General features: G+C 70.7%; 6 protein-coding genes. 4 read left to right on the top strand and 2 right to left on the bottom strand.

The features are described 5' to 3' along the window. Nucleotides 1-125: 125 nt before the first annotated feature. Nucleotides 126-1292: a VIT1/CCC1 family protein gene (locus P8S73_RS10105; protein WP_396350367.1), complete on the bottom strand. Its 1167-nt coding sequence runs from the start codon at nucleotides 1290-1292 to the stop codon at nucleotides 126-128. A gap of 191 nt (nucleotides 1293-1483) precedes the next feature. After that, entirely contained in the window at nucleotides 1484-4474 is a 2991-nt protein-coding gene (locus P8S73_RS10110; protein ID WP_135010383.1) for a DEAD/DEAH box helicase, read from the bottom strand. Between the two features lie 171 nt (nucleotides 4475-4645). Here P8S73_RS10110 and P8S73_RS10115 point away from each other — a divergent pair, with 171 nt between their 5' ends. From P8S73_RS10115 to P8S73_RS10130, 4 genes are all read left to right on the top strand, one after another. Continuing rightward, nucleotides 4646-7765 carry a hypothetical protein gene (locus P8S73_RS10115; protein WP_144802997.1) on the top strand — a complete coding sequence of 1040 codons (3120 nt, stop codon included), beginning with the start codon at nucleotides 4646-4648 and terminating at the stop codon, nucleotides 7763-7765. A 140-nt stretch (nucleotides 7766-7905) separates the two neighbouring features. Continuing rightward, complete coding sequence (betT, locus tag P8S73_RS10120) at nucleotides 7906-10047, top strand: choline BCCT transporter BetT (RefSeq protein WP_144802994.1); 2142 nt, start codon at nucleotides 7906-7908, stop codon at nucleotides 10045-10047. Further along, complete coding sequence (locus tag P8S73_RS10125) at nucleotides 10044-11537, top strand: aldehyde dehydrogenase family protein (RefSeq protein ID WP_059280821.1); 1494 nt, start codon at nucleotides 10044-10046, stop codon at nucleotides 11535-11537. Before betT ends, P8S73_RS10125 begins: the two co-directional genes overlap by 4 nt. A gap of 171 nt (nucleotides 11538-11708) precedes the next feature. Beyond that, complete coding sequence (locus P8S73_RS10130; protein ID WP_059280822.1) at nucleotides 11709-13295, top strand: GMC family oxidoreductase; 1587 nt, start codon at nucleotides 11709-11711, stop codon at nucleotides 13293-13295. The last annotated feature ends 38 nt before the right edge of the window (nucleotides 13296-13333 follow it).

Genomic DNA, 13333 nt, shown 5'->3' on the forward strand with positions numbered 1-13333 from the left:
TATCCCTACTATTTACCTCTGCGAATTGCCATATTTCTCGAGCCAAGTCGATTCACTTGTGGGCCCTAGAGGGGACAATACTTTCCGTGGACTGCGGCGATGCGCTTCGGGCCCGCGAGAGCGGGTCAGGCCACCCCGGTGTTGAACACAAGCCCCAGCAGGTAGGTGGCCACGGCCGCGCCGTAACCGATGCCCAGCTGCCGCAGGCCCCGCTTGAGCGGGGAGGCACCGGAGAGCAGACCCACGAAGCCACCCGTGACCAGCAGGGCCATTCCCACCAGGACCATGGCCACGACCATGGCGACTCCGCCCGTGAGCCCGAAGATGTAGGGCAGGATCGGGATGACCGCTCCCGAGGCGAAGAAGCAGAAGCTGGACGCCGCCGCGCCCAGATCCGTGCCGAGGGCCTCGTGCTCGCCGGAGCCCGCGGCGTCGTCGTCGCTCTCCTGTCCAGGGTCCGCGGCACGGCGGGCCTTCTCGTCCTGGAACGAGAGTGAGGGGTCGCAGTCGCAGTCGTAGTGGCCGAGTCGCTCCGCGGCACGGTGCTCCGCGGCCTCCTCGCTCATGCCGCGGGCCCGGTAGATGAGGGTGAGCTCGTTCTCGTCCAGGTCCAGGGACGGGGCGACCCGGAGGGTCACCTGGGTGGGCTGCGAGGCGTCCAGCAGCTCGCGCTGGGAGCGCACGGACACGTATTCGCCCGCCCCCATGGACAGCGCGCCCGCGAGCAGCCCGGCGATGCCCGAGAACAGCACCATCGAGCTGGACGTGCCGGTGGCCCCCACGCCCATGACGAGTGCGAGGTTGGACACCAGGCCGTCGTTGGCGCCGAACACTGCGGCGCGGAAGTTCCCCGAGAGCCGGGTGCGGCCGTCGGTGGCCAGCGCCCGGATGATCTCCTCGTGCACGGCCTCGTCCGCGGCCATGGCCGCGGTGGCGTCGGGGTCCTCCCGGTACGGGGAGCGGGACTCGGCGCGCTGCAGCAGCGCCAGGACGAAGACCGAGCTGACGTGCTTGGCCAGGAACATGAGGATGCGCGCCTCGAGGCCGGGGCGGACCGTGCGCTGCGCGTGGGGTCCCAGGAGCCGGCGCCAGTGCTCCGCGTGGCGCCCCTCGCCCTCGGCCACCCGGTGCAGGATCTCCGCATGGCGCCCGGTGCTGTGGCGGGCCAGGTGCTCGTAGGTCTGCGCCTCGGCAAGCTCGTCCGCGAGGTAGTGGCGCCACCTGCGGATCTGGGCGGGGGTCGGTTCGGCGGTTCCGGGCACGGGGGAGTGCGTGCTGGTGGGCTCAGGCATGTCTCCGGATCATACGCACGAGCCGTCACGGGTGATTTCGGGGCCCCGAAGCTCGGGTCGAGACGCGCGCCGTGGCCGCCACCGGCACCACGGGCCCGGTTCCTCTGATCACGGGCGCCGGGGAGCCGGGGCGCCGGACCCACGCTCTGGCTGCAGTGCCAACTCGCCGTGTGGTGCCGGTGGTGCGGCGCTCAGGGCTCCACGAGCGAGCGGATGTCCTGCGCGTCGAGGCTCGCGGAGAACACGCGGTCGTCGTCGAGCACCGCGGAGAAGAGGTCCGCCTTGCGGGTCTTCAGCTCCATGACCTTCTCCTCGATGGTGCCCTGCGCCACCATGCGGTAGACCATGACCTTCTGGGTCTGCCCGATCCGGTGGGTGCGGTCCACGGCCTGGTTCTCGGCGGCGGGGTTCCACCACGGGTCCAGGAGGAAGCAGTAGTCGGCCTCCGTGAGGTTGATGCCGAAGCCACCGGCCTTGAGGCTCACCAGGAACACGGGGGCCTTTCCGCTGCGGAACGTGTCCAGGGCCGCGGCGCGGTCCCGGGTGCTGCCGTCCAGGTAGGCGTAGGCGATCCCGGCCTCTTCCAGCCGCCGGGCCACGATCTTCAGGAAGCTCGTGAACTGGCTGAACACCAGGGGGCGGTGGCCCTCCTGCAGCAGCTGGGGGAGCTGCTCGAAGAGGACGTCCAGCTTGGAGGAGGCCGCGGTGGACTCGGGGTCCACCAGGGCGGGGTCCAGGGCGAGCATGCGCAGCGTGGTGAGGGACTGGAAGATCGTGAAGCGGTTCCTGTCGAAGTCGCGCAGCAGCCCCAGGATCTTGGCGCGCTCGCGCTGCAGCCGGCGGTCGTACGCGGCGCGGTGCTCGGGGTTGAGCCCCACGGCCAGCACGTGCTCGAGCTTGGGTGGCAGCTGCAGGTCCACGTCCGCCTTGGAGCGGCGCAGCATGAACGGCCTCATGCGGGAGCGCAGCCGGGCCAGGGCGTCCGAGTCCATCGCGCGTTCGATGGGCCGCTGGTAGTGCTCGGTGAAGCGCTTCTTGGACGGGAACAGCCCCGGTGCGGTCAGGGACAGCAGAGACCACAGCTCCGTGAGGCTGTTCTCCATGGGGGTGCCGGTGATGGCCAGGCGGGTGCGGGCACTCAGGTTCTTCACGGCGCGGTAGGCCTTGGTCCGCGGGTTCTTCACGAACTGCGCCTCGTCCATGACCACGCCGGCCCACTCGACGCCGCGGTAGGCATCCGCGTCGAGACGGAGCAGGGCGTAGGAGGTCAGCACCACGTGCGAGTCCCGCGCGGCGTCGGCCACGGAGTCCTTGGTGCTGGTCAGCACGGTGGTCCGCAGCGACGGCGCGAAGCGCGTGAGCTCGGCCGACCAGTTGGCCACCACGGAGGTGGGGGCGATCACCAGGAACGGCGGCAGCTGGGGGTCGCGGGCCACGGCGCGCAGCATGGCGGCGATGGTCTGCACGGTCTTGCCCAGCCCCATGTCGTCCGCGAGGATCCCGCCGAGGTCGTGCTCCCACAGGAAGCTCAGCCACCGGAATCCCTCGTACTGGTAGGGGCGCAGGGTGGCCTGCAGGGCCTCGGGCACGGAGGGCGACGGGATCTCGTCCAGGTGCGCCAGCGCGCGGACGCCCGTGCGCCACTGCTCCGCCTGCTGCGTGTCCGTGGCGAGGTCCTCGAACTGCTCCCAGAGGCTGGTCTGGTACCGGTTCAGGGCCAGGGGCGCGCTCTTGTCCTCCTGCAGGGTGCGGGCCTCGGCGATCAGCTCGCGCAGCCGGACGAACTCCGGGCGGTCCAGGGAGAACCAGGACCCGTCCCGCAGCAGCATCACGTCCTGGCCGCGGTCCAGGGCCTGGAAGATCTCCGAGAAGGGCAGGTAGTGCTCACCCACCTTCACGGTGACTCCCAGCCCGAACCAGTCGTGGTGCTCGGTGGGGGCGGTGGAGACGGTGATCTCGGTGGGCTCGGAGACCTCTCGGTAGGCGGGGGCACCACCGGTCTCCTCGATCCGCAGGTCTGGGATGCCGCGCAGCCGCGGCAGCCACTCCCGCAGCAGCGTGAGGGCGTCCTGGGCGGCGTAGGAGCTGCGTTTGACGTCCAGCTCCGGGACACGGCGGTGCACGGCCTGGACCATGGAGGACTCCCAGCGGGACTCCCGCGCCACGACCTCGTCCCCGAGCGGGTCCAGGGGCCGGAACGGCAGGCGCACGCGCTCCCTGCCCTTCTGGTACTCCCACTCCCACTCCACGCGCTCGGTGAGGTCGTCGTGGTGGACGGTCAGCACGAGCTCGGGATCTGCCACCTGCGGGAGCACCAGGGAGTCCTCCCCGGCGGTCACGTGCATGCTCTGGTGCAGCCGGGGGAAGTACGTCTCGAAGAACTCCTCCACCCCGTCCTGCGGGACCGTGAGGTCCTCCGCGCGGTCCAGGAAGGATCGCTGCTGCTGGTTGAGGCGGGTCCCCAGGGCCACCAGGTGCAGGGGGAAGCGGTTGAGGTCCTCGGCGTCCTCGAGCGCCGCAGGGGAGGCCTCGGGGTAGAACAGCCCGTGACCGGGCTGACCGATGATGTGGGCCCAGCGCAGGGGCACCTCGTGCTCGCCCACGATCAGCTGCGGGCGCAGGCTCAGCTCCCCGTGCTCGCCCGGGTCCACCCGCACCTCGAAGCGCCCCTCGTGCTCCAGCACCACGGGGGCCCCCGAGCCGCGGGAGACGAGGGGGATGCCCAGGGCATCGGCGCGCGACAGGATGGGCCACAGCAGGGGAGAGGTGTAGCGCTCCACGTGCAGCTGGTGGCGTTCGGCGGCGTAGCTGCCACGGTGGGACTCGGACAGGGCGCGCAGCTCCTCGAACCAGTCCAGCTGCTCGGGGCCCAGCCGTCCCGCGCGGACGTGGGAGGCCAGATTTCCCCAGTCGATGCCGCTCTGCACCCAGCCGCGGCGCCCGCGCAGCACGGGCCGCGCGGTCAGTGCGAGGGGCAGTTCCCCGAGTGAGCTCCGCCACGCCCTGGGGGCGCGGTTCTGCACGCGGGAGAGGTCCAGTTCGAGTGCGACGCCCGGGGCGTCGTCGGGGTCGGAGACCACGCGCTCCGAGGCGGTGCCGGGGACGATGCGGGAGAGTTCGCTGCGCCAGTCCGGGCCCCCACCCGGCATGCGGGCATCGGGGAACTGCGCGGCGTCACTCATGCGCACTACGGTACCGCCCGGTACGGACACGGCTGCGCGAGGGCCCGCGCGGAGGCGGCCCGGCGGCGTCGTGGGAATCTCCGCCCGGCCCCCGTGGGACGGCACGGCCCGGACTCCTATACTCGAGGTGACTGTGACGACTGAAGCGCCCACGGCGCAGACGGAGGATTTGTGGCTGACGCTGCCGGTTTCCGCACGGGAGACCACGCGATTGCATCCGGACCCCAGGAAGTCGAGTACCTGCGCTGGAACGACGCCGTGGCGCGTGCGTTCTTCGGCCCCCGCGCCGCGGGGGAGCTCGTCCAGCTGGACCTGGACGAGAAGATGCTCGAGCAGATCGGTTCCGAATTCGGCCTGGACGGGCCGTCCACCCTGCGGGCGCTCGCGGACTCCGTGACGCCGCTGCTGGTCACGGACGGCTCCCGCCGCTCGATGTTCGACGCGTTCAACAAGCTCACCGAGGTCTGGTACCGGATGTCCCGGCGCCAGCTCGAGGACCTCACGAAGATTGGCCCGCCGCCGATCGTGGCGCTGCTGGCCCTGCTGTCCCTCGCGGGACGGCACATGTCCGCGCTCGCGGCCCGCACGGGCAAGAAGTCCGTGTCCACGTTCTACCTCCCGCTCGCGGTGCTGCTGCAGGCGGGGCAGGACAACGCCAAGGCCCTGGAGTCTTCGGTGCGCAAGGACTCGGAGACCTACTGGGACGCCCTGCGCTACTGGCTCGAGGCCTTCGACGGGCAGCTGGGGCTGCCCTCCGCGTACGCCGTGAACCACCGGCCCGTGGGCCTGGCGCTGTCCCAGACGCTGTTCGGCCCCTCGGAGCTGCGCCAGCTGCACCAGATGTTCGAGGACCTGGAGCTCACCACGGCGCAGGGCATGAGCGCGCAGGAACTCGGGATCTACATCGACTTCTGGCTGGACATCGCGGACACGGACGCCTCCAAGTCCATGCGCAGCATCTGGTCCAATCCGCTCACCCGCGACCCTGCGCTGCAGGTGGCACTCGCCCAGCTCGCCGCGTGGGAGTCCTCCCCGGACGACGACGCCGCCGCGGCCACCCGAGGCTCACGGCACCTGGGCTCGCGCAGCCCGGGCCTGTCCCTCACGGACGGCACGGACTACGTGGGCAACCCGGTCTACGAGCTGGGCTTCGTGGTGCCCAAGCGGCTGGTTCCCGGCCGTGAGGTGGACCTGGCCACCACGGCCGGCCCGCGGACCATGTTCCTGAACTACATCGGGGACGCGTTCCTGGGGATCTCCGCCTACAGCGCCCGCATGACCAGCGACACCCTGCTCTCGGGCCAGCTGACCGTGACCGCGGGGGAGCTCACGCTCACCCGCAACCCGCGGCCCGTGGTGGTCTTCGCCAAGGACGCGTACTCGGACACCTTCCTGTCCGTGGACCACGTCCCCACGGCGTGGCCGTGCCGGATCATGGTCCGCAACGAGCCCGAGTGGGTCGAGCAGGTCCGTGCCATCCTGGACGATTCCGCCTCCCCGGACTACCGCGTGGTGGGGCCGGGGGAGAACGGCGTGGCCGAGGGCTGGGTGCTCTTCGACGACGTCCAGGTGCTGCGCGCGGGCGATCCCGCGCTCACGGTCAACGACAACTTCTCCGCCCTGGTGCCCCGCCTGGTGCCGGCCATGACGCTGTCCGGCGGGCTGCGCATCCCGGGGGACGTGGAGCGGTTCTCGGCGCTGCGCCCGCCGCAGCTCACCGTGACCTCCGACAGCGACGACCCCCTGAGCGTGGAGTGCGAGTGGCGCAACCCGCACTCGTTCAAGCTCACGAGCACCAAGCTGACCGCACCGCGCGTGCCCCCGTTCCAGGTGAGCCTGGGCGCCACCGAGCTGGCCACCGAGCACGGTCACCTCAAGCCCAACGACTACACCCTGGTGCTGCGCTCCGGGCGCACCGTCAAGCAGCGGCTCGAGTTCCGGGTCCGGGACAGCTCCTACTACATCACGCAGCGCTCCCTGGGCTACGAGGGTGAGATGGTGCACGTGGCCGAGGAGACCCTGTGGCCCGTCACCGCCGTCACCCGGGACGAGATCCCGGACGAGTACGTCCAGGGCTCGTTCGACAACATGACCCCCCACGAGGCCGAGCTGCCGGAGGCCGAGGTGCCCGAGGTCGCGGGCTGGGAGTCCGCGGAGGGGCAGATGTTCCCCGAGCGCAGCAACGAGCTGCCCACCGCACCAGACGTCTCCTGCATGGTCACGGGCAAGCACAAGGTGATCCTGCCGCCCATGGACCCCAAGGCCAAGGCGCCCTGGGTGTTCGGGCGGTGCACGTTCTGCGGGCTCACCAAGCGCTACCCCGGCCGCCTCACCAAGCTTTCGGCGGTGGGGCAAACCGGTTCGGTGGAGGCCCTGCAGTTCATCGGCCCCGAGGAGGGGGAGTACCCTGGTTCGTGGGCACCCTTCAAGGACATGCTCACGTTCCTGGGCGGCGGCAAGCGCTCGAGCCTGTCGATCGTGGCGCGCCAGCTGGAGGACTCCGAGAGGTTCGAGGAGTGGTTCGTGGGCCACCTCCAGGCCCTGGGGTTCCTGGAGACCATCCGGGACGAGAACTGGACGGTGCGCCGCTGGCAGGTCTGCTCCCCGGCACTGACCCAGCTGGTGGACGGCTCCGTGCTGCTCACGGGCGGGTGGAAGGCCGAGCAGGAGGAGGCCGTGACCCGCGCCGTGGCGGCCCAGGGCGGTGAGGTGGTCGTGCTCTCGCCCGAGGACCACGCCACCACCATGCTGGTGGACGTGGACCTCGACTCCCTGGGCCGGATGCTGCCCGAAGGGATGTGCGACGTGGTGTACGACGCCGGGCCGGTCATGCTCGACACCCTCCCGCCGCTGTCCTCGGTGGTGGCCGGGCTGCCGCTGCGCGAGATGCAGTACAACGGGGTGGCGGAGAAGTTCGTGCCCGCAGACGCCACGTGGGAGGCCACGGAGGACCGCAACACCCCCGGGCTGTACCGGATCAACCACCACCACAAGACGCGCTACGTGTTCCGCACGGCGGAGGACGTGGAGTCCGGCCACGGCCGGCAGGTGTCCTCGGGGCTGGGCAAGCACCTGGCCGCTCGGGAGCTGGGGACCGCCCTGGTCAGCCACGACCCCGAGCTGCGGCTGCTCTCCGTTCCGATCGGAGCCGCCCTGCCGGGGCTGTACGCCCGCGCCGCGGTGCTGTGCTCCGGTCTGCTGCCCACGCTCGTGGACGAGGACTTCTCCCTGAACTACGGGGACGTCTCCGAGGAGTTCGCGAGCGCGCTCGTGGCCAAGCTGCTCGGATGACGGAGACCGGGCGGGGCGCGGATGTGCCCTCGCCCGAGGCCTGTCCTAAGGTGGGAGGGCCGAAAATTTGCTACTTATCGGTAACACGACGCATCGACCCCGGGTCGCCCAACGTCCGACCCAGACGTGAGTTCGTTCCCATGAGTGAGTCCTCGACCCCGCCCTCGTCCGCAGCCGGCGCCACGCCGGTCACCTCCGCAGCCAGCTCCGGCACCGCCCGGCTGCCCGTCAACTGGCGTGTCCTGATCGCGGCGGCCGTGGTCATCATCGGCCTGTCCGCGTGGGCCATTGCCGCCCCTGAGCAGGCCGACGCCGTGATCGGCGGCGTCGTGGCGTGGGTGGCCTCCAACCTGGGATGGTTCTACATCCTCACCGCCACGGTCGTGATCGGCTTCGTGATCATGGTGGCCGCGAGCCGCGGCGGCAAAGTCCGCATGGGCCCCGACCACGCGCGGCCGCAGTTCAACATGTTCACGTGGACCGCGATGCTCTTCGCCGCGGGCATCGGCGTGGACCTCATGTTCTTCTCGGTCTCCGAGCCCGTCAGCCAGTACTTCGCGCCGCCCTCGGGGGAGGGAGAGAGCCTGGAGGCGGCACGGCAGGCGGTCGTGTGGACCCTGTTCCACTACGGCATCACCGGCTGGGCCATGTACGCCCTGATGGGCATGGCCTTCGGCTACTTCGCGTACCGCTTCGGCATGCCGCTCAGCATCCGCTCGGCGCTCTACCCGATCCTGGGCAAGCGCATCCACGGCGTGGCCGGCGACGCCGTGGACACCGCCGCGCTGCTGGGCACCGTCTTCGGCGTGGCCACCTCCCTGGGAATCGGCGTGGTGCAGCTGAACTACGGGCTGAAGTCCCTGTTCGGCGTTCCCGAGAACCTCGCCGTGCAGACGGCCCTGATCGCGGTGGGCGTGGGCATGGCCGTGGTCTCGTGCGTGTCCGGCGTGGACAAGGGGATCCGGCGGCTGTCCGAGCTGAACATCGTGCTGGCGATCGGGCTCATGCTCTACGTCCTGCTCGCGGGCCGCACGTCGTTCCTGCTGGACGCCATCGTGATGAACGTGGGGGACTTCATCTCCAGCTTCCCGGGAATGACCCTGGACACGTTCGCCTACGAGGCGCCGCAGGAGTGGATGAGCGCCTGGACGCTGTTCTTCTGGGCGTGGTGGATCGCGTGGGCGCCCTTCGTGGGGCTGTTCCTGGCCCGGATCTCCCGCGGCCGCACCCTGCGCCAGTTCGTGGTGGGCACCATGACCGTGCCGTTCACCTTCATCCTGCTGTGGATCTCGATCTTCGGGAACTCGGCACTGGACCTCGTGGTGGGCGGCAACACGGAGTTCGGCGAGGTGGCCATGAACACCCCGGAGCGCGCGTTCTACTCGCTGCTGGAGCAGTACCCCGGTGCCACGATCGCCGCCTCGATCGCCACCTTCACGGGCCTGCTCTTCTACGTGACGTCCGCGGACTCCGGGGCGCTCGTGATGAGCAACTTCACGTCCCGCATCGACGACCCCAACCAGGACGGCCCCAAGTGGCTGCGGGTGTTCTGGGCCGTGGGCACGGGTGTGCTGACCCTGGCCATGCTCCTGGTGGGCGGTGTGACCACGCTGCAGAACGCCACCCTGATCATGGGCCTGCCGTTCTCCGTGGTGATGTACCTGATCATGGTGGGGCTGTGGCGGGCCCTGCGCGTTGAGGTCAGCACCGCCGAGTCCGGTGCGGTGGCCAGCCGCTCGGCCGTGGCCGGGCGCACCGGCCGGGACACGCACTGGCGGGCACGGCTGTCCCGGCTGGGCAGCTATCCCGGCGCCCGCGCCGCCCAGCGCTACGTCAAGGACGTGGCCGCTCCCGCGCTGGACACGCTCGCCGCGGAGCTGCGCGGGTCCGGGGCTGCGGTCACCGTGGTCACCGACCCGGTCGAGGAGAACCCGTCCCTTCAGCAGGTGTGCCTGTCGGTGGACCTGGCCCCGGAGCGGGACTTCGTCTACCGGGTGCACCCGGTGGCGTTCCCCACCCCCGGCTTCGGCGGGTTCCGCACCAATCCGGACTCGGACCGCTACTACCGCCTGGAGGTCTTCACGGCCACGGGCTCCCTGGGCTACGACGTCCTGGGCTACACCGCCGAGCAGCTCATCAACGACGCACTGGACTGCTACGAGCGTCACCTGGAATTCATCCGGCTCAACCACGAGCACCCGGGCAGCACCCAGATCGGCCTTCCCTCGGCCGAGACCGGTGCCCCGGTGAACAGCTCCCCGACCAAGGAGGACAACGCATGAGCACCACCCTGTACATCGACGGCCGGTGGGTCCCCGCCCAGCAGGGCGGCACCCGCACGATCACGTGCCCCGCGGACGGCACCGAGGTGGCCGTCGTCGCCGAGGCCACCCGCGAGGACACCGAGCGCGCGATCGCCGCGGCCCGCGTGGCCTTCGACGACGGCCGCTGGTCCGGCGTGCCCGCACCTGAGCGCGGACAGTTCCTGCTGCGCGTGGCCACCCGGCTGCGAGAGCGCGCGGACGAGTTCGCCCGGGCCGAGTCCCTCGACACCGGCAAGCGGATCGAGGAGTCTCAGCAGGACATGGTGGACATCGCCAACTGCTTCGACCACTTTGGCAGGATCGCCGCGGACGACGCCGGACGCGTCGTCGACGCCGGGGACCCGGACGTGGTGAGCCGCGTGGTCCACGAGCCCGTGGGCGTGTGCGGTCTCATCACCCCGTGGAACTATCCCCTGCTGCAGGCGGCGTGGAAGATCGCGCCGGCGCTCGCGGCGGGCAACACCTTTGTGCTCAAGCCCGCGGAGCTCACCCCGCACACCGCGATCCTCATGATGCAGGTGCTCGAGGAGCTCGAGCTGCCGGCGGGCGTGGCCAACCTCGTGCTGGGCGCCGGAGCGGAGGCGGGCGCGCCGCTGTCCTCGGACCCCCGCGTGGATCTCGTGTCCTTCACCGGCGGTCTCGTCACGGGCCGCGTGATCGCCCGCGAGGCCGCGGCCACCGTCAAGAAGGTGGCCCTGGAGCTGGGCGGGAAGAACCCCAACGTGGTCTTCGCGGACGCGGACTACGACGCCGCCCTGGACAACGCCCTGAACGCGGCGTTCGTGCACTCGGGGCAGGTGTGCTCCGCGGGGGCGCGCTTGGTGGTCGAGGAGTCCATCGCGGAGCGCTTCGTGGACGACCTCGTGGCGCGTGCCGAGGGCATCCGACTGGGCGGCCCGTTCGACGAGAAGGCCGAGACCGGCGCGCTGATCTCCGCCGCGCACCGTGACAAGGTGCACGCCTACGTGGAGCACGCCCGGGAACAGGGCGCGCGGGTCCGCTGCGGTGGCCGCTTTGCCGAGGGCCCCTCCGCGGACGGCTCCCTGCAGCTGGAGGACGGTTTCTTCTACCTGCCCACGGTGATCGACCAGTGCACCCCGGACATGGACTGCGTGCACGACGAGGCCTTCGGCCCCACCGTGACCGTGGAGACCTTCCGGACCGAGGAGGAGGCCGTGGCGATCGCCAACGACACCCACTACGGCCTGGCCGGCGCCGTGTGGACCCAGGACGCCGGGAAGTCCCAGCGCGTGGCCGGGAAACTGCGCCACGGCACCGTGTGGATCAACGACTTCCACCCCTACCTGCCCCAGGCGGAGTGGGGCGGCATGAAGCAGTCCGGCGTGGGCCGCGAGCTCGGCCACGACGGGCTGGGGGAGTACCAGGAGACCAAGCACGTCTACCAGAACGTCCGCCCCGCCGTCACCGGCTGGTTCGCGCAGCACTGAGCGCACCGCGGGGTCCACCGGGGCACGACGCCGCCACGGCGCAGGCGCGCACGCACGGAACCTCGGCGCGCTGAGCCGCCCGCTGGGCGGTCTCGCGCCCCCGAACACCTCACCGGCACCGACGCCGCGGTCCCGCACCGCGGCGTCGGGCACCCACCGAAGGGAGAAGGCATGACCGAGAAGAACACCATCGCCGAGTACGACTACGTGGTCGTGGGAGCAGGATCCGCAGGGGCGGTCGTCGCCGCCCGCCTGAGCGAGGACCCGGACGTCACCGTGGCCCTGCTCGAGGCCGGCGACCACGACGCCGGGTACCCGGAGGTCCTGCAGCTCAACCGCTGGATGGAGCTGCTGGAGTCCGGCCACGACTGGGACTACCCGCTGGAGGAGCAGGAGAACGGCAACTCCTTCATGCGCATGGCCCGTGCCAAGGTGCTGGGCGGGTGCTCGTCCCACAACTCGTGCATCGCGTTCTGGGCGCCGTCCGAGGACCTGGACGAGTGGGAGACGAAGCACGGGGCGGAGGGCTGGAACTCCGAGCTGGCGTTCCGGCTGTACCAGAAGCTCGAGAACAACGAGGACCCGGGCGCCCACCACGGCCACGACGGGCCCGTGCGGCTGCGCAACGTGCCCCCGGCGGATCCGAGCGGCGTCGCCCTGCTGGACGCCGCCGAGCAGGCCGGGATCCCCCGCGCGGACTTCAACACCGGCAAGACCGTGACCCAGGGAGCCAACTTCTTCCAGATCAGCGCCCGGGAGGACGGCACCCGCTCCTCCTCCTCCGTGAGCTACCTGCACCCCGCGCAGGACCGGGAGAACCTCACGATCCTCACCGGCACGCAGGTCAAGCGCGTGCTGTTCGACGAGGACCGCCGTGCGACCGGCGTGGAGGTCACCGACAATGCGTTCGGCAAGGCGCACACCATTTCCGCGCGCCGCGAGGTGGTCGTCTCCGCCGGGGCGATCGACACCCCCAAGCTGCTCATGCTCTCCGGCATCGGCCCCGCCGAGCACCTGGCCGAGGTGGGCGTGGACGTCCTGGTGGACTCCCCGGGCGTGGGCTCGCACCTGCAGGACCACCCGGAGGCGGTGATCCAGTGGGAGGCGAAGAAGCCCATGGTGGAGGACTCCACCCAGTGGTGGGAGATCGGCGTCTTCGACCAGGTGGACGAGGGCCTGGACCGTCCGGACCTGATGATGCACTACGGCAGCGTGAACTTCGACATGCACACCTACCGGCAGGGCTACCCCACAGCGGACAACGCGTTCTGCCTGACCCCGAACGTCACGCACGCCCGCTCCCGCGGCACCGTGCGGCTGCGCACCCGGGACTTCCGCGACAAGCCCCGCGTGGATCCCCGCTACTTCACGGATCCCGAGGGCTACGACATGCGGATCATGACGGCGGGCATCCGCCGGGCCCGCGAGATCGTGGCGCAGCAGGGCATGTCCGAATGGGCCGGGAAGGAGCTCTTCCCGGGCGAGGACGTGCAGAGCGACGAGGAGATCGCGGACTACATCCGCCGCACCCACAACACGGTGTACCACCCCGCGGGCTCGTGCCGCATGGGCCCGGTGGAGGACGCGGACTCGCCGCTGGACCCCCAGCTGCGGGTCAAGGGCGTCACCGGGCTGCGTGTGGCGGACGCCTCCGTGATGCCGGAGCTCGTGACCGTGAACCCCAACATCACGGTCTACATGATCGGTGAGCGCGCCGCCGAGCTGATCGCCGAGGAGCGGCAGGGCACAGGGCGCTGATCCGCCCGCTCCCTGACACGATCTGGGGCCCGGCACCG

The organism is Kocuria sp. ChxB, assembly GCF_044359605.1.
Lineage (GTDB): Bacteria > Actinomycetota > Actinomycetes > Actinomycetales > Micrococcaceae > Kocuria > Kocuria rhizophila.